The 20,107-nt window shown below is 49.7% G+C and carries 23 protein-coding genes, 1 other RNA gene and 1 pseudogene; 23 read left to right on the top strand and 2 right to left on the bottom strand.

Going from position 1 to position 20,107, the window contains the following annotated elements; genetic code table 11:
* Position 1: 1 nt before the first annotated feature.
* The 9 genes from rbsC to ACV3PA_RS05985 all read left to right on the top strand — a co-directional run bounded on the left by rbsC (position 2) and on the right by ACV3PA_RS05985 (position 7,975).
* Positions 2-970 carry a ribose ABC transporter permease gene (gene rbsC / locus ACV3PA_RS05945; RefSeq protein WP_053454159.1) on the top strand — a complete coding sequence of 323 codons (969 nt, stop codon included), beginning with the start codon at positions 2-4 and terminating at the stop codon, positions 968-970.
* A gap of 27 nt (positions 971-997) precedes the next feature.
* The gene (gene rbsB / locus ACV3PA_RS05950) at positions 998-1,912 is read left to right on the top strand and encodes a ribose ABC transporter substrate-binding protein RbsB (RefSeq protein ID WP_053454158.1); all 915 of its coding nucleotides are present in this window, start codon (positions 998-1,000) and stop codon (positions 1,910-1,912) included.
* A gap of 146 nt (positions 1,913-2,058) precedes the next feature.
* Positions 2,059-2,292, top strand: a complete 234-nt coding sequence (secG, locus tag ACV3PA_RS05955) for a preprotein translocase subunit SecG (protein ID WP_023469201.1) — start codon at positions 2,059-2,061, stop codon at positions 2,290-2,292.
* A 101-nt stretch (positions 2,293-2,393) separates the two neighbouring features.
* On the top strand, positions 2,394-3,134 hold the full coding sequence (locus ACV3PA_RS05960) for an alpha/beta hydrolase (RefSeq protein ID WP_035409936.1): 741 nt from the start codon (positions 2,394-2,396) through the stop codon (positions 3,132-3,134).
* 14 nt (positions 3,135-3,148) lie between these two features.
* On the top strand, positions 3,149-5,509 hold the full coding sequence (gene rnr / locus ACV3PA_RS05965) for a ribonuclease R (protein ID WP_053454157.1): 2,361 nt from the start codon (positions 3,149-3,151) through the stop codon (positions 5,507-5,509).
* A 32-nt stretch (positions 5,510-5,541) separates the two neighbouring features.
* Entirely contained in the window at positions 5,542-6,012 is a 471-nt protein-coding gene (gene smpB / locus ACV3PA_RS05970; protein WP_029342464.1) for an SsrA-binding protein SmpB, read from the top strand.
* 58 nt (positions 6,013-6,070) lie between these two features.
* Positions 6,071-6,429: a transfer-messenger RNA gene (gene ssrA, locus ACV3PA_RS05975) on the top strand.
* 124 nt (positions 6,430-6,553) lie between these two features.
* On the top strand, positions 6,554-7,393 hold the full coding sequence (locus ACV3PA_RS05980) for a GIY-YIG nuclease family protein (RefSeq protein ID WP_456125825.1): 840 nt from the start codon (positions 6,554-6,556) through the stop codon (positions 7,391-7,393).
* 72 nt (positions 7,394-7,465) lie between these two features.
* On the top strand, positions 7,466-7,975 hold the full coding sequence (locus tag ACV3PA_RS05985; RefSeq protein ID WP_456125826.1) for a GNAT family N-acetyltransferase: 510 nt from the start codon (positions 7,466-7,468) through the stop codon (positions 7,973-7,975).
* Between the two features lie 55 nt (positions 7,976-8,030).
* Here ACV3PA_RS05985 and ACV3PA_RS05990 read toward each other — a convergent pair whose 3' ends face one another.
* On the bottom strand, positions 8,031-8,396 hold the full coding sequence (locus ACV3PA_RS05990) for a transcriptional activator HxlR (protein ID WP_029342458.1): 366 nt from the start codon (positions 8,394-8,396) through the stop codon (positions 8,031-8,033).
* 199 nt (positions 8,397-8,595) lie between these two features.
* Between ACV3PA_RS05990 and hxlA the strand changes: the two genes are divergently transcribed.
* From hxlA to ACV3PA_RS06005, 3 genes are all read left to right on the top strand, one after another.
* On the top strand, positions 8,596-9,231 hold the full coding sequence (hxlA, locus tag ACV3PA_RS05995; protein WP_023469194.1) for a 3-hexulose-6-phosphate synthase: 636 nt from the start codon (positions 8,596-8,598) through the stop codon (positions 9,229-9,231).
* Positions 9,232-9,780, top strand: coding sequence for a 6-phospho-3-hexuloisomerase (hxlB, locus tag ACV3PA_RS06000; RefSeq protein ID WP_456125827.1), 549 nt, complete (start codon positions 9,232-9,234; stop codon positions 9,778-9,780). It begins immediately after the preceding gene.
* Between the two features lie 160 nt (positions 9,781-9,940).
* Positions 9,941-10,708 (top strand): hypothetical protein, encoded by a 768-nt coding sequence (locus ACV3PA_RS06005; RefSeq protein ID WP_053454153.1) that lies wholly within the window; start codon positions 9,941-9,943, stop codon positions 10,706-10,708.
* A gap of 71 nt (positions 10,709-10,779) precedes the next feature.
* Here the strand turns inward: ACV3PA_RS06005 and hisJ are convergent, their stop codons facing one another.
* Positions 10,780-11,574 (bottom strand): histidinol-phosphatase HisJ, encoded by a 795-nt coding sequence (gene hisJ, locus ACV3PA_RS06010; protein WP_053454152.1) that lies wholly within the window; start codon positions 11,572-11,574, stop codon positions 10,780-10,782.
* Between the two features lie 122 nt (positions 11,575-11,696).
* Between hisJ and ACV3PA_RS06015 the strand changes: the two genes are divergently transcribed.
* The 11 genes and pseudogenes from ACV3PA_RS06015 (at position 11,697) to ACV3PA_RS06065 (ending at position 20,037) form a co-directional block, all read left to right on the top strand.
* The gene (locus ACV3PA_RS06015) at positions 11,697-12,518 is read left to right on the top strand and encodes an ATP phosphoribosyltransferase regulatory subunit (protein WP_047393357.1); all 822 of its coding nucleotides are present in this window, start codon (positions 11,697-11,699) and stop codon (positions 12,516-12,518) included.
* The gene (gene hisG / locus ACV3PA_RS06020) at positions 12,519-13,130 is read left to right on the top strand and encodes an ATP phosphoribosyltransferase (protein ID WP_053454150.1); all 612 of its coding nucleotides are present in this window, start codon (positions 12,519-12,521) and stop codon (positions 13,128-13,130) included.
* Positions 13,127-14,344 carry a histidinol dehydrogenase gene (gene hisD / locus ACV3PA_RS06025; protein WP_456125828.1) on the top strand — a complete coding sequence of 406 codons (1,218 nt, stop codon included), beginning with the start codon at positions 13,127-13,129 and terminating at the stop codon, positions 14,342-14,344. The genes hisG and hisD overlap by 4 nt, the downstream gene beginning before the upstream one ends.
* Entirely contained in the window at positions 14,344-15,315 is a 972-nt protein-coding gene (locus tag ACV3PA_RS06030; protein WP_456125829.1) for a pyridoxal phosphate-dependent aminotransferase, read from the top strand. Before hisD ends, ACV3PA_RS06030 begins: the two co-directional genes overlap by 1 nt.
* A complete protein-coding gene (hisB, locus tag ACV3PA_RS06035; protein WP_456125830.1) occupies positions 15,288-15,869 on the top strand; it encodes an imidazoleglycerol-phosphate dehydratase HisB in 582 nt (193 codons plus the stop codon). Before ACV3PA_RS06030 ends, hisB begins: the two co-directional genes overlap by 28 nt.
* Entirely contained in the window at positions 15,866-16,453 is a 588-nt protein-coding gene (gene hisH / locus ACV3PA_RS06040) for an imidazole glycerol phosphate synthase subunit HisH (protein ID WP_029342451.1), read from the top strand. Before hisB ends, hisH begins: the two co-directional genes overlap by 4 nt.
* Positions 16,426-17,130, top strand: coding sequence for a 1-(5-phosphoribosyl)-5-[(5-phosphoribosylamino)methylideneamino]imidazole-4-carboxamide isomerase (gene hisA, locus ACV3PA_RS06045; protein ID WP_035396350.1), 705 nt, complete (start codon positions 16,426-16,428; stop codon positions 17,128-17,130). The genes hisH and hisA overlap by 28 nt, the downstream gene beginning before the upstream one ends.
* The gene (gene hisF, locus ACV3PA_RS06050) at positions 17,124-17,873 is read left to right on the top strand and encodes an imidazole glycerol phosphate synthase subunit HisF (RefSeq protein WP_456125831.1); all 750 of its coding nucleotides are present in this window, start codon (positions 17,124-17,126) and stop codon (positions 17,871-17,873) included. The genes hisA and hisF overlap by 7 nt, the downstream gene beginning before the upstream one ends.
* A pseudogene (hisIE, locus tag ACV3PA_RS06055) lies at positions 17,870-18,485 on the top strand (bifunctional phosphoribosyl-AMP cyclohydrolase/phosphoribosyl-ATP diphosphatase HisIE). Before hisF ends, hisIE begins: the two are co-directional and overlap by 4 nt.
* A gap of 221 nt (positions 18,486-18,706) precedes the next feature.
* Positions 18,707-19,366, top strand: coding sequence for a PAQR family membrane homeostasis protein TrhA (gene trhA, locus ACV3PA_RS06060; RefSeq protein WP_035396436.1), 660 nt, complete (start codon positions 18,707-18,709; stop codon positions 19,364-19,366).
* On the top strand, positions 19,363-20,037 hold the full coding sequence (locus tag ACV3PA_RS06065; RefSeq protein ID WP_053454144.1) for a TVP38/TMEM64 family protein: 675 nt from the start codon (positions 19,363-19,365) through the stop codon (positions 20,035-20,037). Before trhA ends, ACV3PA_RS06065 begins: the two co-directional genes overlap by 4 nt.
* The last annotated feature ends 70 nt before the right edge of the window (positions 20,038-20,107 follow it).

Consider the following 20,107-nt stretch of genomic DNA (forward strand, 5'->3'; position numbering starts at 1 on the left):
TATGGAATTGATGCAAGGCAAGGTAACGGAAGCAAAACCGAGACGTCTTGGGATCGGACAAAAGCTTGGACCACTCGCAGGATTGTTCGCGATCGTCCTCGTCGTCTCGATCATGGAACCGGACTTTTTAACATTGAATAATTTATTTAACATCTTACGACAAGTCTCGATCAATGCCTTGATTGCCTTCGGGATGACGTTCGTCATTCTGACGGGTGGGATTGATTTATCGGTCGGCTCGATTCTCGCCCTCTCGTCCGCCTTCGTCGCGGGTCTGATGACGGATGGAATGTCAGCGTTGATCGCTGTTCTCGCCGGATTGATCGTCGGAGCTGTCATGGGTGCGTTGAACGGAATGGTCATCTCACTCGGGAAAGTCGCACCGTTCATCGCAACACTTGCGACGATGACGATTTTCCGAGGCTTGACGCTCGTCTATACGGACGGGAAACCAATCACTGGACTTAGCCAAGGTGGCTGGTTCGAACTGTTCGGACGCGGCTACTTCTGGATCTTCCCAGTACCGGTTCTAACGATGTTGCTTGCCTTTGCGGTTCTCTACTTCATCTTAAAGAAGACGACGTTCGGTCGCTATACGTATGCGATTGGTGGCAACGAAGAAGCAGCGAAGTTGATGGGGATTCAAGTTAATAAAGTGAAGATCATGATTTACTCACTCTCAGGCTTGATGGCAGCACTTGCCGGCATCATCCTGACGTCTCGTCTGAACTCGGCACAGCCGACGGCGGGGACATCGTACGAACTCGACGCCATCGCGGCGGTCGTCCTTGGTGGGACGAGCCTCTCAGGTGGTCGTGGCTGGATTGTCGGTACCTTGATTGGTGCCTTGATCATCGGAACACTGAACAACGGACTTAACTTGCTTGGTGTCTCCTCGTTCTTCCAACTCGTCGTCAAAGGTTTAGTCATTTTGTTCGCGGTACTCGCGGACCGGAAACAAGCAGCGTAACCCACACTCAAAAAGGAGGATTTACAGATGAAAAAACTACTTGCAGTCGTCATGATGGCATTAATGGTCTTCGCAGCAGCCTGTTCGACGGAACAGCCAGGCAGCAGCAACGGTGAAACGAAGAAGACGAAGGATTTCAAAATCGGTCTTTCGATTTCAACCCTCAACAACCCATTCTTCGTCTCGTTAAAAGAAGGGGCAGAACAAGAAGCAAAAGCACAAGGCGCAACACTTCAAGTCGCCGATGCACAAGATGATGCAGCAAAACAAGCAAGCGACATCGAAGACATGGTTCAAAAGAAAGTCGATCTCATCTTGATCAACCCAACGGATTCAGCAGCAGTTGGTGCAGCCGTTCAAACAGCAAACGATGCGAACATTCCCGTCATCACAGTTGACCGGAACGCAGAAGCAGGCGACGTCGTCGCACACATCGCGTCAGATAACGTCGCGGGTGGGAAACAAGCAGGTGAGTTCATGATCGAACTCGTCGGCGATAAAGCAAAAGTCGTTGAACTCGAAGGAATTCCAGGAGCATCCGCAACTCGTGACCGTGGTAAAGGGTTCCATGAAGCAGTCGACGGTAAACTTGACGTCGTCGCAAAACAAGCAGCAAACTTCGACCGGGCAAAAGGATTGTCGGTCATGGAGAACATCCTTCAAAACAACAAAGACATCAAAGCTGTCTTCGCTCATAATGATGAAATGGCACTCGGTGCGGTTGAAGCGTTAAAAGCAGCGGGTCTGAATGATGTGAAAGTCATCGGCTTCGATGCAACGGATGATGCGGTCAAAGCCGTCAAAGACGGAAAAATGGCAGGAACGATTGCTCAAAAACCGACTGAAATCGGGAAGATGGGTGTCGAGACAGCAATCAAGCACTTAAAGGGTGAATCAGTCGAGAAGAACATCCCAGTTGATCTCGAATTGATTAAACAATAAGTATTTAAGACATCTGAGTCGATGATTCAGGTGTCTCTTTTCGTCGGGTAAAGGACGCAGGAAAAAGTTCCTAAATCTATTCCTTGTTCCCGTACTTGTTTTTCTCTATAATGAAAGAAGCGTATATTACTGAAGGAGGATCATCGATGATCATTCATAACGTGGCTCTTGTCGGCCTCATCGTCGTTTCCGTTCTTCTCATCATCGTCGTTCTATTGATGTCGGGTCGTACGACCGGACTCGGAGCATTGACGGGTGGAGCAGAACAATTATTTGGTCGCCAAAAAGCTCGTGGCTTGGATGCGGTCCTAAATCGTGTGGCGTCTATCTTAGGAGCATTACTCTTCATCTTGGCGTTACTCGTCGCTTTTTATAAGTGAGCATTGAAACGACAGCCGTATGATCGCGCTGTCGTTTTTTGTATTTCTCGATATTCAATTTTTCCGGATATGGGGTATAGAGTTAGAGGGGGAATCATTTTATGAAAATCACTTTACCGAAACCATTCTTTTTCGAAGCCGGCCCACGTGCCGTTTTACTATTACACGGATTCACGGGATCGAGCGCGGATGTCCGCATCCTCGGTCGCTATCTACAAAAACAGGGCTATACGTCCCTTGCACCACAATATAAAGGGCACGCTGCCCCACCCGAAGAGCTGACGAAGACCGGGCCAGCCGACTGGTGGCAGGATGTCCTTGCCGGATATCAAGAACTCGTCGATAAAGGTTATGACGAAATCGCCGTTTGCGGACTGTCGCTTGGCGGTGTCATGTCGCTGAAGTTATCGATGAACCGTCCGGTAAAAGCGGTCATCCCGATGTGTGCACCCGCCTACATCAAAAGTGAAGAAGTCATGTATGCAGGAGTCACCGAGTACGCACGAGAATTCAAGAAGCGAGAAGGTAAATCGCAAGAAGAGATCGACCAAGAGATGGCGTCCTTCGAACCGATGCCGACCTTGAAGGACTTGCAGGAACTGCTGCGTGAGACACGCGACTCGCTTGAGGACGTCTACGCACCGACGCTCGTCGTCCAAGCACGCAACGATCACATGATCAACACCGACTCTGCGAACATCATTCATGATGGAGTCAGTGCCTTCCAAAAAGAGCTGATCTGGTATGAGAACTCAGGTCACGTCATTACGCTCGATAAAGAAAAAGACCAGCTCCACTCTGACATCTTGGACTTCCTAGAGTCATTGAACTGGAGCAAGTAACTGGAGGTGTCACGTTGGAATTACGTGAACGAATACTAACGGTCATCACGACGGAAGAACGTCCGTTGTCGATTGATCAATTAACGAAAAAACTAGAACTAGCGGATACGGAAGCATTCAAGGAATTGATTCGGACGCTAAACGCCATGGAAGACGAAGCGTTGATTGCCCGGACACGCTCGAACAAATACGGAACGCTTGCGCAAATCGGTCAAGTCGCAGGGAAGATTTCCGTTCACCAACGCGGATTCGGTTTCGTCTCACCGGAAGACGGCTCAGAAGGTGATATCTTCTTGCCGGCACCGGAACTGAAGAACGTCTATAACGGCGACCGTGTCCTCGTCAAAGTGTTTGCCGAATCAAACGGCGGCGACCGTCGTGAAGGGAAACTGCTTAAGATTCTCTCACGCGGACCAGCCGATTTCGTCGGCACGTTCGTCAGTCCAAAAGGACGGATTGAATCGATCGCTTATATCGAACCGGATGATACGAAATTGACGTTCTTACCGGTCGTCGCGAACGAAGACACACTCGGTGCCGTCGATGGTCATAAAGTCCTCGCCCGGATCACGAAGTATCCGGATGGTCGCTACGCCGGAACAGCGAAAGTCTTGAAAATCATCGGTCACAAAAATGACCCAGGCGTCGACATCTTGTCGATCGTCCATAAACACGGCATCAACGTCGACTTCTCACCGGAAGCAATCGCTGAGGCGAACGCTGTACCGGATCAGATCGATGAGAAAGATTTAGTCGGACGCGTTGATTTGCGGAATGAATTGACGGTGACGATTGACGGAGCGGACGCAAAAGACCTCGATGATGCGGTTCACGTCAAGAAGTTAGCGAACGGCAACTTCGAGCTTGGTGTCCACATCGCCGACGTCTCGCATTACGTCAAAGAAGATTCAGCACTCGACGAAGAGGCGCGTGAGCGTGGAACGAGTGTTTATCTCGTCGACCGCGTCATCCCGATGATCCCTCACCGGTTATCGAACGGGATCTGCTCGCTCAATCCGCACGTCGATCGCCTGACACTCAGCTGTATCATGGAAATCGACGCGAACGGGGCTGTCGTCAACCATGAAATCTTCCAAAGTGTCATCAAGACGACGGAACGGATGACGTACACGGACGTCCGGAAAATCGTCGAACGCGAAGACGAAGAAGTAATCGCGAAGTACCAAGATCTCGTCGAGTACTTCGACAAGATGGCGGAACTCGCAGCGATTCTGCGCGAACGTCGCTCACGTCGTGGGGCGATCAACTTCGACTTCCCAGAAGCGAAGGTCCTCGTCAACGAAGAAGGCAAGACGAGTGAGATCATCCTCCGGGAACGGTCAGTCGCCGAGAAGCTGATTGAAGAGTTCATGCTTGCAGCGAACGAAACGGTCGCGGAGCACATCCAGCGTCAAAAATTACCGTTCATGTACCGGATTCACGATGAGCCAAAAGCTGAACGTCTCGATACGTTCTTCAAGTTCATCGGCAACTTCGGCATCAACGTAGAACGCAAGGGTGAGTCGGTCGCACCGAAAACGTTGCAATCGATTTTGAACGCTGTTGAAGGTGAGCCGGAAGAAGCCGTCGTCAGTACGGTCATGCTCCGTTCGCTCCAACAAGCGAAATACGACATCGAACCAATCGGTCACTTCGGTCTGTCGACGGACTACTACACGCACTTCACGTCACCAATCCGTCGGTATCCAGACTTGATGGTTCACCGTCTGTTGCGTGAATATGTCGTCTACAATGACAAGTCGCAAAAGACGCAAGACCGGTACTCGGAAATCTTACCGGAAATCGCCGACCATTCGTCAAAACGCGAGCGTCGTGCGGTTGACGCTGAGCGGGAAACGAATGCCTTGAAGAAAGCCGAGTATATGGAGCAACACATCGGCGAGACATTTGAAGGCGTCGTCAGTGGTGTGACGAACTTCGGGATGTTCGTCGAATTGCCGAACACGATTGAAGGACTCGTCCACATCCAAGCGATGACGGATGACTTCTACCGCTACGATGAAGCGAACTATCAGCTAATCGGTGAGCGGACGAAGCAACAGTTCCGAATTGGGGATGTCGTCGAGATCAAGGTCACGAACGTCAACATCGATGAACGGACGATTGACTTTAGCGTCGTCGGGATGCCGGAACGGCAGCCGAAGAAACGGTTCGAGTCGAAGACGATCCGCTCAAGCGGTGGACGTCCGGGACAAAAACGTGACGACAAGAAGAAGGACGACCGGCGTGGCAAGTCAAAACGTCCGGGCAAGTCGAAGGACCAGTCGAAGGGCAAAGGCTTCGCGCTGAAAGACAAAAAGGATAAGCCGCCATTCCATAAGGCGGTCTCGAATAAGAAACGGAAGCGCAAATAAGCGCTTCCGCATCGGAAATGTGGTGAATGAACATGCCAAAGGGAACAGATTCGAAAGTCTTAGCGAACAACAAACGGGCCTCGTTCGATTATGCGATCGAGGATACGATTGAAGCCGGTCTCGTCTTGACGGGAACGGAAATCAAATCGGTCCGCAAAGGAAAAATCAGTATCGGGGACGCGTTCGTCCGGTTCGATGGGGGAGAAGCGATTCTTTGGAATTCGAACATCGCCCACTTCGAACAGGGGAACCGGTACAACCATGAACAGCTCCGCCCACGGAAGTTGTTGCTACACAAGAAACAGATCGCAAACTTGATCGGGGCAGTCTCACGGGACGGCTATACGATCGTACCGCTCAAGGTCTACATCAAGAACGGTTACGCAAAATGCTTGATCGGGCTTGGACGAGGGAAGAAAAAATTCGATAAACGCGACGACCTGAAGAAGAAGGATGCGAAGCGTGATATCGACCGGGCACTACGCGATAAGCAAAAGTATTGAACCCGTAACACTTTTCTGCTAGAATATTAGTATTCGGAAAGCCCCAATTTATTATCTTGGGGACGTTACGGATTCGACGGGGGTAGTTCGGTCTTCTGTGGCGTGTCGAGGGGTCGGCCTCGTTAAAACGCACCAGCCATAACTGGCAAAACTAACACACAACTCGCAGCAGCTTAATTGCCGCTACGGATCCTAGCAGCCGTCGCCTGGTCGGCTGATTTCTAGGGTCTCACTTTAAACAGGCTACGCTTGGACCCTTCCGTCTGGAGGGAAAGAGAAGAGATGGAATCAGACTGGTCGGACGGACGCCTGTCAATTGGCAGCCTGACGACGAGATCCCAATAAATTGACTACACACGTAGAAGCTTAAGTATACGATGCCTTCGGACGTGGGTTCGACTCCCACCGTCTCCATACGACGAAATCAGTGGATTTCAAAAAAGTACTTGAATCTCATTAAAGGGGTTCAAGTACTTTTTAGTATAAAAAACTATTTATAAATAATAGAAATAAAATAAAAAATTAATAAGGAGAACGAAATATGAAATTTGGGCAAACAATTAAAATGTTTTTAATTGATGGTAATTCTGATGGAAGATTAACGTGTGAGTTGTCAAATTGGACTGGTCTCGCTTACAGACTTCCACGCACTGAAGTTAAAAAATGTAGTGATCGACCTAACTTAAATTCCACAGGAATTTATATGTTGTTTGGTCGAAATGAAGAAGATGAAGAGGCAGTTTATATTGGTGAAGCTGAAGAAGTGTATAATCGTCTTCAAGATCATTTACGAGAAAAAGATTTTTGGAATGAAGTGATTGTGTTTATTAGTAAAGATGAAAACTTGAATAAAGCACATATTAAATATTTGGAGAACAAACTGTATCATAAAGCAAAAAAAGCAAACCGTTATAAAATCTTAAACGGTAATATTCCCCCTATGCCTTCTATATCTGAGGCAGATCGTGCTGAAATGAATACTTTTGGTGAGAATGTTGAAATGTTAGTAAATATGTTGGGACATAAATTATTCTCAGAAGTTCAAAAGAATATCGATACTGAGAACGAGAACGTTCTATACTTAAAGGGGCCAAGAGGTGCTGACGGTATGGGGGCTCAAACTTCAGAAGGTTTCGTTGTTTTCAAAAACTCTAAAATTGCATCAGAAGTTGTCAGTTCATTCTCTGAACGATTGAAAGTTAAAAGAAAAGAATTAATTGACTCTAATAAAGTTCAAATAATTGATGGAGAATACATAGTAATCGAAGACTTATTGTTTTCGAGTCCGTCGTTAGCAGCTGATATTGTTACGGGTAGAAGTGCCAATGGATTGATCGAATGGAAGAATGAACATGGAGTTATCCTAAAGAATTTATCTTAATTTTTTACTATTTATAATTTTTGTGCAGAGTGAAAATAGGCTGTAATATTGTAAGAAAAGGAGCTGACACCTATGATACGACGCGCCACGTTGATGGACGGAAAAGCCTTATCGGACTTGATGCGACGCATTGATCGGGAAACGAAATATATGTTGTATGAGCCGGAGGAACGCGTCCTGTCAACAGAACAGGCTGAGGCGTTCATCGAGAAGTTCGGTCAGGCTGCGAATTCGGACATCTTCGTCGTGGACGTCGATGACCAACTCGTCGGATACGTGCTCGTCGTTGGCGGTGAGCCGAGTCGGATCCGTCACCGGGCGAACCTCGTCATCGGTTTGCTCGATGCCTATACAGGTCGTGGACTCGGTGCGGGACTACTTGAAGCGGTTGATGCCTTTGCGATTGAAGCGGGACTCATCCGACTCGAGTTGACGGTTCGCAAAGACAATCTGCGGGCAATCGAACTCTATCATAAATTTGGCTTCAATATCGAAGGTACACGGATTGCGTCACTCTTTATCGATGGCGAATACGTTGATGAACTGGCAATGTCGAAGATTTATAAGACCGAAGAATCCTAAAAAGATGCTCCGTGGACTTATCTCTGAAAAGAGACGAGACCCATGAGCATCTTTTTTATGGTGATATCTTTTGTTGTTCGAAGTCGATCTCTAGAACGTTTTTTGCATAATCCTTACCCCAGTCATACATCGCATCTAAAATCGGCATTAAGCTATGTCCATGCGGTGTCAACGAGTATTCGACCTTCGGTGGTACGACCGGATAGACTTCTCGGTGAATGATATGGTGGTCTTCGAGTTCCCGCAGTTGATTGACGAGCATCCGTTGCGTAATGCCGGGCATCAGACTTTTCAGTTCCCCGAAGCGTTTCGTGCCTTCCTTACCTAAGTGCCAAAGAATGAGCATCTTCCATTTTCCCCCGATGATCGAAAGGGTCAATTCCTTCTCACAGTTAAACTGACGGTCTTCAAAATGTGGCATTGTTCCACCTCCTGCTCCAGTATAGTCTTTCTTCTAGTCGACAGTATACTTTTCCGCACTATGTATGAAAAATCGCACTATGTAAATTAAAAGTGCGTACTTTTCAAGAATGCTCCTGCGGATTATATTTAGTCCTGTTCCTTCTGTTTGAAGGAAGTATCAGGTACGACAATATAGAGAAGAATGGGAGAGATACAGAATGAAATTACAACTCGCAATTGATTTAGTCGATACAGCAGGTGCAATCGCTTTAGTCAAAGAAATCGGGGAAGATAATTTAGATATCGTTGAGATTGGCACACCGGTCGTCATCAACGAAGGGCTCCGCGCCGTTAAAGAAATGAAAGCCGCGTTTCCGAACTTAACGGTCCTCGCTGACTTGAAGATCATGGACGCTGCCGGCTACGAAGTCAGCCAAGCTGTCGCACACGGCGCTGACATCGTAACGATCCTTGGTGCTGCGGAAGACATGTCAATCAAAGGGGCAGTCGAAGAAGCGAAAAAATCAGGCAAACAGATTCTCGTCGACATGATTGCCGTGAAAGATATCGCAACACGTGCGAAAGAACTTGATGCATTAGGCGTCGACTACATCTGTGTCCACACAGGTTACGATCTCCAAGCAGTCGGTCAAAACTCATTCGAAGATCTCGCGACAATCAAGTCGGTTGTGACAAATGCAAAAACAGCTGTTGCGGGTGGCATCAAGATGGAGACGTTACCGGAAGTCATCGCGGCACGTCCTGATCTGATCATCGTCGGTGGCGGGATCACGGGACAAGATGATAAACAAGAGACAGCGTCAACGATGCACCGGATGCTGCAAGAGGCGTAAATGACACACATTCAAACGATTATCGAAGAGCTGACTTCGACGGTCGAAGCAATCGATGCGACCGAGACAAAAGAACTGGCAGACGCTGTGCTGCAAGCGAACCGAATCTTTCTCGCAGGAGCCGGTCGCTCCGGCTTAATGGGAAAAGCGTTCGTCATGCGGTTGATGCACATGGGACTCGACGCGTATGTCGTCGGTGAGACGGTCACGGCGAATTTACGCGAGGGTGACGTGTTGATCGTCGGTTCCGGATCGGGTGAGACGAAAACATTGATTCCAATCGTCGAGAAAGCACAGCAACTCGGTGGAACCGTTGCCGTTGTCACGATTAATCCGACGTCGACGTTAGCACTACTTGCAGACTTAGTCGTCAAACTGCCTGGAGTTCCGAAAGAACAAACGGCATCAGCGGATGAGACGGTTCAACCGATGGGCTCGTTGTTTGAACAGACGATGTTGTTGTTTTATGATGCCTTGATTCTGCAGATCATGGAAGAGAAGCAGCTTGATTCGCAAACGATGTACGGGAAACATGCCAACTTAGAATAGAAAAACCAGAAGACCGGTTGACGTATGCGATACGTTTACCGGTCTTTTTTTGACTTGATTTTTAATAAAACATTTCCTGTTTGTGTGAATTTGTTCAGATACTAGCAGGAATCGACCTGCCATACTAAAAGAAGTAAAGGTATGGTAAGGGGGAGGAGCAATGCGTTTTATGAAATCGATGACAACTGTCGTATTGATCAGTAGTTGCGTTTTATCGGGATGTGCAACGGAGACAAAGGATCATGCTGTAAAACCATCTACAAAAGTTACGTCCGTGAAACCAACTAAAGGACAAAAGGAAGTCGAAGAAATTTTAATTAAAGAGCCATCCGTCGAGGCAGATACACCGGGCAAAGCGAGCGTCGAGCAAATTCAGCTGACCTACAAAAACGGACAAACCGCCGTACCGACCAAAGATGATATCTTGTCGGAAACGATTCTCGGTCAAAAAGCGATTGTCACTCTGCAGTCTCCGGAAGGACCACATCATTACATCATTTTGTTTTATGAACAGTCTGATCGCTGGATATTAACTGGTGTTCTTCCTGCGACGGGACCTGTTACAACCGAACGCTCGGAATCACGTGGCTTGAAGCTCCCGTTTTCGACATTTACAGCGAATGAAATGAGTTGGAGTGATGCGGAAGACGCGCCAATCACATGGACGTTTGCTGGAAAACAATCAATCCTTACGGTTTCGAAGCTCCCGCAACAACCGATTGACAGCAAACCGTCGGAGGTCGTGACATTAATGAATGGAATAGAAGCTTACGTCCATGAGACGAAGCGGGAAGCTAGTTTGTCTTATCAGGACGGCGAACAGACGGTTCTGTTAGCTGGTAACGTATCAGTTGATCGTCTTAAAATACTTGCGGCATCATTGCCATCCGTCACGTCAGGATCGTTTCCGTATAGCGAAACAGAATAAAGAAAATCGCGCGCTTCACACAACTCTTGTCAGAGTAAGTGAAGCGCGCGATCTTTTATCTATTTACGTTCTTACCATTTGAAATCAAAATCAGCACCAACATCTTTTGCAAGATGGGCATCTGATCCATAGACGAGCGGAATCGATAACGACTGCGTGACTTGCAGGAGTTCCGGGTAAGGATAGGAAAGACCACATAACGGCTTACGAAGTCCTGCCGTGTTGACGTCGAGCGTAAAGTTCGCCTGACGGATCTTCCGCAACGTGTCGTCGAGGTTCGACGGATTCGATTCAAGCGGATAAGTTTGGATGAACTTCGTCGGTAACGTCAAGTGACCGAGCCGCTTTGGTTGATGTGCACCGAGGTCTGTCATGACGAGGGCTTGAATGCCTTCATAATACCGTTCATGGACGGCTGTGACGCTCCCGAGTTTCGTGACGATCTCACCGAAGCTTTCCTTGCTGAAGTCGACGCCATAGTACTGCTCATCGATGTATAAGTAATGCAGTGAGAGAATACCGTCGGTCAAGAAGTCAGCGTAGCGAGCGATAATGTCACGCGTGCCATCGACATGCCCTTCCCAGTAGTCGAACTCCATCCCGATCCGGATGTCGATTTGATTCTTGTATGTCTCGCGGAGTTGTGTCAATTCCTTCAGGTAGGCATCGGCTGTCGCGAACGACATTCCGGAATCGTTATCCGGTGCGGGGTCCGTCAGACCTTCAGGTAAAGGCGCATGTTCCGTGAAGCTGATTCGTTCTAAGCCTTGCTCTAACGCGCGCTCGATGTAGGCTTCAAGTGGATCCTTCGTACCGTGTGGACAATATGGACTGTGGACGTGACCGTCCCATTTCAATAATTGCATGATAAACCCTCCGATTTTTTAGAATTGGCAAGCAAAGCGATTGACAATGTGCCCGAAACGCGGTATCTTATCGTTAAATAATTTAGCGTGGTACAGTGATAATAAGATAAAGGAGTGGGAGTATGCAATCATTTTCTACGATTCGACTCAAGGATGGAGCGACGGATTACGTCGGTGCCTCGGCAACAAGGCTTCAACGGGTCATCCGTCAGCTCGAAGATGGACTCGAACAATCTAACTATACCCGATTAATCACCCCCCTAATTGAGGAAATCGGTGGACGGGAACAGATTCGGATGGACTTTACGACTAGTGTCGCGCGTGCACTCAGCGAACGCGGTCGCGAACAATATAAACGAGTCTTCTACAGTGGCTCGGTCTTTCAACCAGAAGAGAAGTTCCAAGTCGGGTTTGAGGAACGGGGACAAATCGCGGAAGTCGAAGCGATCCAACTCGCGGTCCGACTCGTTGAGGAACTGACAGGAAAAGAAGTCACCCTCTCAATCGGCGATGCCGGTCTAATCGAGCATTTGATTGAGACGCGCGTCGGTGATCACCACTTACGTGATCAAGTGACACAGATGCTCCGTTTACGTAACGTCATCGAACTGAAGCGGATTGCGGGTCAACTCGATGATGCTTTACTCGCGAAACTTCCTTTATTATTCGGACGCGAAGGAGCAGAGACGATTCTACCGTACGTTGACGAGACACGACTCAATGCCGTGCTTGATCTTGCGGAAGCCGTCAATGCCGATCTCGACTTCGGTCAAATGGGCTTACAGACGTACTATGACGGGATCACGATTCACGGTTTCATCGAAGGTGTGACAGAACCCGTCCTCGTCGGTGGACGCTACGACCGACTTTATGAACAATTCGGACAAGAACAACAGGCGTTCGGCATCGGATTCTCGGTCGAACGGTTGGCGGAGGTGCTCTAAATGCGAATCGGAATTACGAAAGGACGGCTGTCGAAAGCGACAGAACGTTATCTAAAAGAAGCTGGCGTCGAGACATGGGGAGCCATTGAACGCGAACTGATCGTCAAACGGGGCGAGCACGAATTCGTCTTTATGAAAGGATCGGATTTGATTCCGTACGTTGCTCAAGGCGTTCTTGATGTCGCGATCACGGGGAGCGACATCTTACTTGAATCGGATCAAGAACTATCGGAACTGACAGAATTGCCATTCGGTGTCTGCCGGATGTCCGTCTGTGCGAAGGAACCCTTGCAATTTGAAGGTGGGCGCCGCGTCCGGATTGCGACGAAGTATCCGGTCATCGCGAAACGCTACTTCAGCGAACTCGGTGTCGACGTCGACATCGTACCGTTGAACGGATCGGTCGAACTAGCACCGTTACTCGGACTTGCTGACGCAATCGTCGATATCGTCGAGACGGGTGAGACGTTACGCGCGAACGGACTAAACGAATACGAGAAAATCATCGATATCAGTGCTCGGTTCTTTACGAGTGAATGGACGTTAAAGCGGAAGCGGGTTGAAGTCATCCGCTTACTGGAGCAATTGACAGAAGGAGTGACACGATCATGACACCGACAAAACCTTTCAGCATCGATCGCGACACGGAGCTCGCGGTCCGCGCGATTCTAGAACGCGTCGCAACAGACGGTGACGCTGCTGTCCGCGATTACACGAACCAATTCGATCAGGTCGATCTCGAAGATTTCCGTCTCAGTGAAACACGGATCACACAAGCGTTCGAACAGGCAGACGCCAACTTGATCGACTCGTTGAAGTTGATGGCGACACGGCTCGTCGAATGGCACGAACAGGAACTTCCGTCTGACATCGAACTCGTCGAAGCAGACGTGACACGACGTCAACGGTTCGTTCCCGTCGATTCAGTCGGGATCTACGTACCGGGTGGTGCAGCGAGTTATCCATCGACGGTCTTGATGAACGCCATTCCAGCGAAGGTTGCTGGTGTCGACCGTGTCGTCATGGTGACGCCGATGACGAACTTAAGTGACGAGGTTCTCGTTGCCGCACGCATCGCTGGTGTGACAGAAATCTATACGATCGGTGGCGCGCAAGCCGTCGCCGCTTTGACATTCGGAACAGAAAGTATCCAAGCCGTCGATTTAATCGTCGGACCCGGGAACCGCTTCGTCGCCGAAGCGAAACGCCAAGTTTACGGCATCGTCGGAATTGACTCGGTCGCCGGTCCATCGGAAGTCGTCGTCATCGCTGACGAAACGGCGCATCCGGACCGGATCGCAGCTGATCTTCTTGCTCAAGCTGAACACGACCGTGACGCTGTCGCGATCGCCTTCGTGCCGACAGAAGAGATGAAACAAGCCGTTGATGCAGAAATCGAACGACGCTTACAGCAATTGCCGCGTCAAGAGATTGCCCGTCGTGCGATGGAAAACGGTGGCGTTTTCGTCACCCCACTCGAAACAGCCATTGAAGAAGCGAACCGTCTGGCAGCGGAACACTTGGAACTCGCGGTTGCCAATCCGCAAGAGGTCGTCAAATCGATCCGTCACGCCGGGATGATCTTCCTCGGTCACGAAACACCGGAGACGCTCGGTGATTACGTTGCCGGGACGAACCACGTCTTACCGACATCCGGAACAGCTCGTTTTGCATCTGGATTATCAGCACGGACGTTCCTGCGTCACCAGACGATGCTCGAAGCAACACGTGAAGGCGTACAACGTCTCGCGAACGCAGCGAAGACCGTTGCCCGGGTCGAAGGACTCGAAGCACACGCACAAGCCATCGAAGTGAGGGAAGACTAATGCGATTACACCAAAACGAACGATTTACGACCCATAGTCCAGTCGGGATTGAAGCGATTCAGGAATTGATTGCAACGTTCCCTTTAAACGAATATCCCGTCGAAATCATCGATCAAGTCAAGGCATCGTACGCGACCTACGCCGGTGTCCGTCCGACGCAGCTCGTCGCCGGGAACGGCTCGGACGAGCTGATCGGCTACTTATGTGCCCGCTATGGGGGACCCAGTATGCCAGTCATTGCCTCAGAACCTGATTTCGTCATGTACCAGTTCTACGCTGACCGGGCACGAGCACCGTTTGAACGCGTGCCACTACTCGACGAGATGGCGCTTGACGTTGACAGATTGATTGCCGCACCCGGTGAGATTATCTTCTTGAGTCACCCGCACAATCCGTCCGGTGTCCTTCGCAAGGAAGCAGACATCCGTCGTTTGCTCGACAGTGGCAAATATGTCGTCATCGATGAGGCGTACATCGACTTTGCACTCGAACAGTCGATGCTTCATCTACTAGAAGAGTATCCGAAAGCGATCATTTTACGGACACTCTCAAAAGCGTTTGGACTCGCATCGCTCCGACTCGGATTCGTCATCGCGAGCGAACAAATCATCGAAGAAATCGAACAGATTAAATCACCTTATAACGTCTCTGGTTTATCAGCGGCAGTCGGCATCGCTATCATGGCGGAACCAGAACTCGATCGAGTCTTAGAGGAAACGTATGCGAGTCGTGAAGCGATTGAACGGATTCTCGCCCCGATCGGGAAGACGTATCCGAGTGCAGCGAACTTCGTCTATGTCGAGTATCTAGAAGCCGAACGCTTTACGCAGCGTTGTGCTGACGCCGGATTACGGATTCGCTTGTTTGACCAAGCATTCCGTGTCAGTTGTGGATCACCGGAAGCGATGCAAGTCTTAGAAACGTGTGTAGAGGAGGAATTACGATGCGGCGTGGCGCAAGCGAACGAGTAAGTGCAGAGTCAGACATCAAGGTCGAGATTGATCTCGCAGGAGGTCCTATTGAGATCAAGACCGGTGTCGGATTCTTTGATCATATGTTGACATTATTCGCCTTTCAGGCCCGGATCGGTCTGAAGGTAACCGCAAAAGGGGATACTTGGATTGATGCCCACCACACGGTTGAAGATACAGCCATCGTCCTCGGGGCAGCATTGACGGAAGCGCTCGGTGATAAAGCCGGGATCGAACGTTACGGTGAATCGCGTGTACCGATGGACGAGACCCTCGCGTCGGTCGTGCTTGATTTCAGCGGTCGTCCGTTCACGGTCTTCCGTGCTAGTTTCAAGAATCCGAAGCTCGGTGATTTTGATACAGAACTTGCAGAAGAGTTCTTCCAAGGCTTATCACGGAGTGCCCGGATGACGATTCATGCCGAAGTCTTGTATGGTTCGAACACACACCACATGATCGAAGGATTGTTCAAAGCACTCGGTCGGGCTGTTCGTCAGGCAGTTGCCGTGACGAGCGAAGGAGTACCGTCTACGAAAGGGTTGATTGATCAATGATAGCAATCGTCGATTATGGCGTCGGGAATATCGCGAACGTCGAGCGCGCGTTAAAGGAACTCGGCGAAGCAGTCATCGTCACGAGTGACACAGAGTTGCTCGACCAAGCAGAAGCACTCGTCTTACCGGGTGTCGGTGCCTATGCACCGGCAATGGAGCGCCTAAAGGAAACGGGACTCGTCGACTTCTTAAAAGAACAAGCCGAAAAGAAACCATTCCTCGGGATTTGTCTCGGAATGCAGTTACTCTTTGAATCAAGTGACGAAGATGGACTGACGGAAGGACTCGGAATCTTACCGGGAACGATTGAAAAACTACCGAGCGACGTCCGCTTACCACATATGGGGTGGCACCAACTGACGAACCACGGCGAAGCCGTCTATTTCGTGCACTCGTACGGTGCCGTCTGTGATCCAGAATGGATCGTCGACGCGGTTGAATACGGACGTCTCGTTCCGGCAATCGTTCAAAAAGGACAAGTCACGGGGATGCAGTTCCACCCGGAAAAGAGTGGCGAAGTCGGACTGAAACTACTGAAGGAATGGAGAGAGACGACATGCAACTCTACCCAGCAATCGATTTAATGAGCGGACAGGCGGTACGCCTGAAGCAAGGAGATTTTGACCAACAGACATTCTTCGGTGATGCGTTGACAATCGCGAAGCGCTTCAAGGAAGACGGGGCGACTGCGATTCACTTGATCGATCTCGACGGTGCGAAAGCCGGCGAACCGTTACATTTGAGCTTAATCGCCGACATTAAAAAAGAGACCGGTTTGTTCGTTGAAGCGGGTGGTGGTGTCCGCAATATCGAGACCGTCGAAGCATACGTCGGTGCCGGAATCGACCGGATTCTCGTCGGGACGGTCGCCCTTGAAGATGAGGCATTACTCGAGCAGATGATCGCCCTCGCTGGTGATAAACTAGCTGTTGCGTTAGATGCAAAAGAAGGCATCGTTCAGACACGCGGCTGGCTCGAAGCGAGCGGTTGGACGCTCGAAGAGGCGATGACGCACTTGATCGGTAAAGGCATCAAGACGTTCCTCTATACAGACATTTCGCGTGACGGAATGATGATGGGACCGGACGTTGATGGACTTGATCGTTTAAAACGTGAAGGGGTCGAATTGATCGCTTCCGGTGGTGTGACGACAGTTGACGACGTTGCGCGTCTCAAAGAGATCGGGATGGACGGAGCAGTAGTCGGTCGGGCCTTACTTGACGGATCACTTGCCTTAAAAGAGGTGTTACGCGTATGTTGATGAAACGGATCATTCCCTGTCTTGACGTCAAAGAAGGACGTGTCGTCAAAGGGGTCAAATTCCAGAACTTACGTGATCTTGGGGACCCAGTCGCCGTCGCGAAATACTATTACGAACAAGGGGCCGACGAACTCGTCCTGCTCGATATTTCAGCAACGCAAGAAGGGCGGGAGACGATGCTTGATATCGTCGAACGCGTCGCAGAAGTCATCTATATGCCGTTTACGGTCGGTGGCGGAATCAAGACGATTGAAGACGCAAAACGGTTGATTCGTGCCGGTGCCGATAAAGTATCACTCAACTCGTCAGCGCTTCAAAACCCACAACTGATTCAAGAAGTCAGCCGCTTGTTTGGTGTCCAAGCGACGGTCGTCGCGATCGATGCGAAACAGACCGGTGATTCGTGGGGTGTCTTCTCGCACGGTGGCACACAACCCGTCGGACGTGACGTAATCGAGTGGGCACAGGTAGCCGTTGCCCTGGGTGCCGGTGAATTACTCGTCACTTCAATGGATGCTGACGGCACAAAAGACGGCTATGATCTCGCCTTGATCCGTCGTCTGCGTGAAGTCGTCAACGTGCCGATCATTGCTTCCGGTGGGGTCGGAACACTCGATCACTTAGCGGAAGGACTAGAGGCAGGGGCTGACGCGGCTCTAGCTGCTTCGATTTTCCATGAAGCGACGTACACGATGCCGGAAACGAAAGCCTACCTCAAAGAACGGGGAGTCGAAGTCCGATGACGACATTGAATTTTTCAAAAGGACTCGTCGCTGCCGTCGTCGTCGACGAGCAGACGAACGATGTCTTGATGGTCGGGTTCATGGACCAAGCGGCTTATGATAAGACGCTTGCGACCGGTCTCGTCACCTTCTTCTCGCGGACGAAGAATCGTCTCTGGACGAAAGGCGAGACAAGCGGGAACACGCTTGAACTCAAACGGATGTGGATCGATTGTGATCAAGATAGTCTCTTGATCACGGTCAAAGCGAACGGTCCAACATGCCATACCGGAAATCGCAGTTGTTTCTATACGGAAGTGGAGGTGCCCGATGTTATACGAACTGGAACAGACCGTCAAAGCGAAGATTGAGGCGAAGGAAGCAGAGTCCTATACGAACTATTTGATTGCTTCTGGGTACGAGAAGATTGCGAAGAAATTTGGCGAAGAGGCGTTTGAAGTCGTCCTTGCTGGCAATGATACGTTAGCAGAAGAGACAGCAGACTTGTTGTATCACTTAACCGTCTTGCTTGCTGAGCGCGGTGTCTCCTTCAAAGAAGTCGAAGCGGTTCTCAATGAACGTCATGGAACAAAATCGACGTTCAAGGACCGCCCAGATATTGAACAGTGGTAAGACATATCCACATCGCGTAGTAGGCGGTGTGGATTTTTGTATGAGCGGGAAAAGACAATCAGATGACAGATGTCATCAAATCGACAGAATCTTTCGATAGGCACACTGTCGCATGAGGGCGTATAATCAAAAGCATAGTCCTTTGTTTTTAGAAAGTAGGTGTTCGGTTGGTTACGAAAAAAGAAATCAAGCAAACGATCAAGCAACAATCCAAGGAAACGATCGAAGAGCTGCTCGCAAAAGGTGATTCCTTGAAAGAGGAAATCGCTAGTGCCATCACGCATGGTCTCGGTGTCATCTTCAGTATCGTTGCGCTCGTGATGTTGATCCTGCAGGCGACGAAATCCGGTAGCGCTTGGAATGTCACTGCCGTCAGTATCTTTGGGGCGACGATGATTCTGCTTTATCTGTTCTCGACTTTGATGCATTCATTGATGCACACGAAAGCGAATAAGGTCTTGCAAATTTTAGATCATGCTGGTATCTATCTCTTGATTGCCGGTAGTTATACACCGTTCGCCTTGATCACGCTCCGTGGTCCGCTCGGCTGGACTTTGCTTGGAATCGTCTGGGGTGTCGGAACACTCGGCATCATTTGGAAGCTCTATTCGACGGGTAAATATGTTTGGATCTCGAATGCGTCTTATCTGATTCTCGGCTGGTGCTGTCTGTTTGCGATCAAGCCGATTTATGAAGCACTCGGGTTACAAGGATTCTTACTCCTCCTCGGTGGCGGACTCGCGTATTCCCTCGGCGTCATCTTCTACGTCTGGGCACGCTTGCCGTATAACCACGCGATTTGGCATCTGTTCGTCCTGGCTGGTAGTGTCTTGATCTTCCTCTCGATTTTCTATTACGTTGCTCCGGCGACGATGTCATGAAGAAACTGCGCATACGGGACTGGCTCCCGATCACGCTGTATTTTATGTTTGGTCTTGGATTGCTCCTGTACTTCCGGATGTCTGGGATGCTGGAGCAATTCGACATTCAAGCGTTATCCGATTGGGTACGGGATCAAGGTCTGACTGGTATGTTGCTTTATGTGCTTGCTTATACCGTCCGACCACTCGTCTTTTTCCCAGCGAGTCTTTTGACCGTCTTTGGCGGTTATACGTATGGTCCATGGCTCGGTACATTACTCGACGTCATTGGCGCCGGTACTGGTGGCTTGCTCAGCTTTTGGATTGCCCGCTTGCTCGGTCGGCGTGGGGTCGAAAAGTTAATCGGCAAAGGAAAGCTGAACGTGCTTGACGACCGGATTGCGACGAATGGCTTTCTCGTTGTCTTAGTCGTCCGGTTGATCCCGTTGTTTCCGTTTGACGCGATCAGCTACGCATCGGGTCTCTCGAAAATCCGCTTCAAACAGTTCGCGATCGCCAACTACATTGGGATCATTCCTGGTGCGTTCGTTTACAACAATATTGGTTCAAGTCTGCGTGATCCATTCTCCTGGAAATTTTTCGTTGCCATCGGATTGTATGTCTTATTCTTTGCCGTAGGACTTGTTGCCCAACGGATTCTCAAAAATAAACGAAATAAAGAGCGTATGTAAGCGCTTTATGGCATAATATGAGTGCAGAGATGTGAACCGATACGGTAAAACAGCCTAGCATTTATTTAGG

It is taken from the genome of Exiguobacterium sp. EA-TM-5 (assembly GCF_053878415.1).

Excerpts from the sequence above, each read along its gene's own strand:
- hxlB (WP_456125827.1), top strand. The coding sequence starts at position 9,232 with ATGACACACATTCAAACGATTATCGAAGAGCTGACTTCGACGGTCGAA.
- ACV3PA_RS06030 (WP_456125829.1), top strand. The coding sequence starts at position 14,344 with ATGCGATTACACCAAAACGAACGATTTACGACCCATAGTCCAGTCGGG.
- hisH (WP_029342451.1), top strand. The coding sequence starts at position 15,866 with ATGATAGCAATCGTCGATTATGGCGTCGGGAATATCGCGAACGTCGAG.
- smpB (WP_029342464.1), top strand. The coding sequence starts at position 5,542 with ATGCCAAAGGGAACAGATTCGAAAGTCTTAGCGAACAACAAACGGGCC.
- hxlA (WP_023469194.1), top strand. The coding sequence starts at position 8,596 with ATGAAATTACAACTCGCAATTGATTTAGTCGATACAGCAGGTGCAATC.
- ACV3PA_RS05990 (WP_029342458.1), bottom strand. The coding sequence starts at position 8,396 with ATGCCACATTTTGAAGACCGTCAGTTTAACTGTGAGAAGGAATTGACC.
- hisD (WP_456125828.1), top strand. The coding sequence starts at position 13,127 with ATGACACCGACAAAACCTTTCAGCATCGATCGCGACACGGAGCTCGCG.
- secG (WP_023469201.1), top strand. The coding sequence starts at position 2,059 with ATGATCATTCATAACGTGGCTCTTGTCGGCCTCATCGTCGTTTCCGTT.
- ACV3PA_RS05980 (WP_456125825.1), top strand. The coding sequence starts at position 6,554 with ATGAAATTTGGGCAAACAATTAAAATGTTTTTAATTGATGGTAATTCT.
- ACV3PA_RS06005 (WP_053454153.1), top strand. The coding sequence starts at position 9,941 with ATGCGTTTTATGAAATCGATGACAACTGTCGTATTGATCAGTAGTTGC.
- ACV3PA_RS06015 (WP_047393357.1), top strand. The coding sequence starts at position 11,697 with ATGCAATCATTTTCTACGATTCGACTCAAGGATGGAGCGACGGATTAC.
- rbsB (WP_053454158.1), top strand. The coding sequence starts at position 998 with ATGAAAAAACTACTTGCAGTCGTCATGATGGCATTAATGGTCTTCGCA.
- hisJ (WP_053454152.1), bottom strand. The coding sequence starts at position 11,574 with ATGCAATTATTGAAATGGGACGGTCACGTCCACAGTCCATATTGTCCA.
- hisA (WP_035396350.1), top strand. The coding sequence starts at position 16,426 with ATGCAACTCTACCCAGCAATCGATTTAATGAGCGGACAGGCGGTACGC.
- hisF (WP_456125831.1), top strand. The coding sequence starts at position 17,124 with ATGTTGATGAAACGGATCATTCCCTGTCTTGACGTCAAAGAAGGACGT.
- ACV3PA_RS06065 (WP_053454144.1), top strand. The coding sequence starts at position 19,363 with ATGAAGAAACTGCGCATACGGGACTGGCTCCCGATCACGCTGTATTTT.
- ACV3PA_RS05960 (WP_035409936.1), top strand. The coding sequence starts at position 2,394 with ATGAAAATCACTTTACCGAAACCATTCTTTTTCGAAGCCGGCCCACGT.
- hisB (WP_456125830.1), top strand. The coding sequence starts at position 15,288 with ATGCGGCGTGGCGCAAGCGAACGAGTAAGTGCAGAGTCAGACATCAAG.
- hisG (WP_053454150.1), top strand. The coding sequence starts at position 12,519 with ATGCGAATCGGAATTACGAAAGGACGGCTGTCGAAAGCGACAGAACGT.
- ACV3PA_RS05985 (WP_456125826.1), top strand. The coding sequence starts at position 7,466 with ATGATACGACGCGCCACGTTGATGGACGGAAAAGCCTTATCGGACTTG.
- rbsC (WP_053454159.1), top strand. The coding sequence starts at position 2 with ATGGAATTGATGCAAGGCAAGGTAACGGAAGCAAAACCGAGACGTCTT.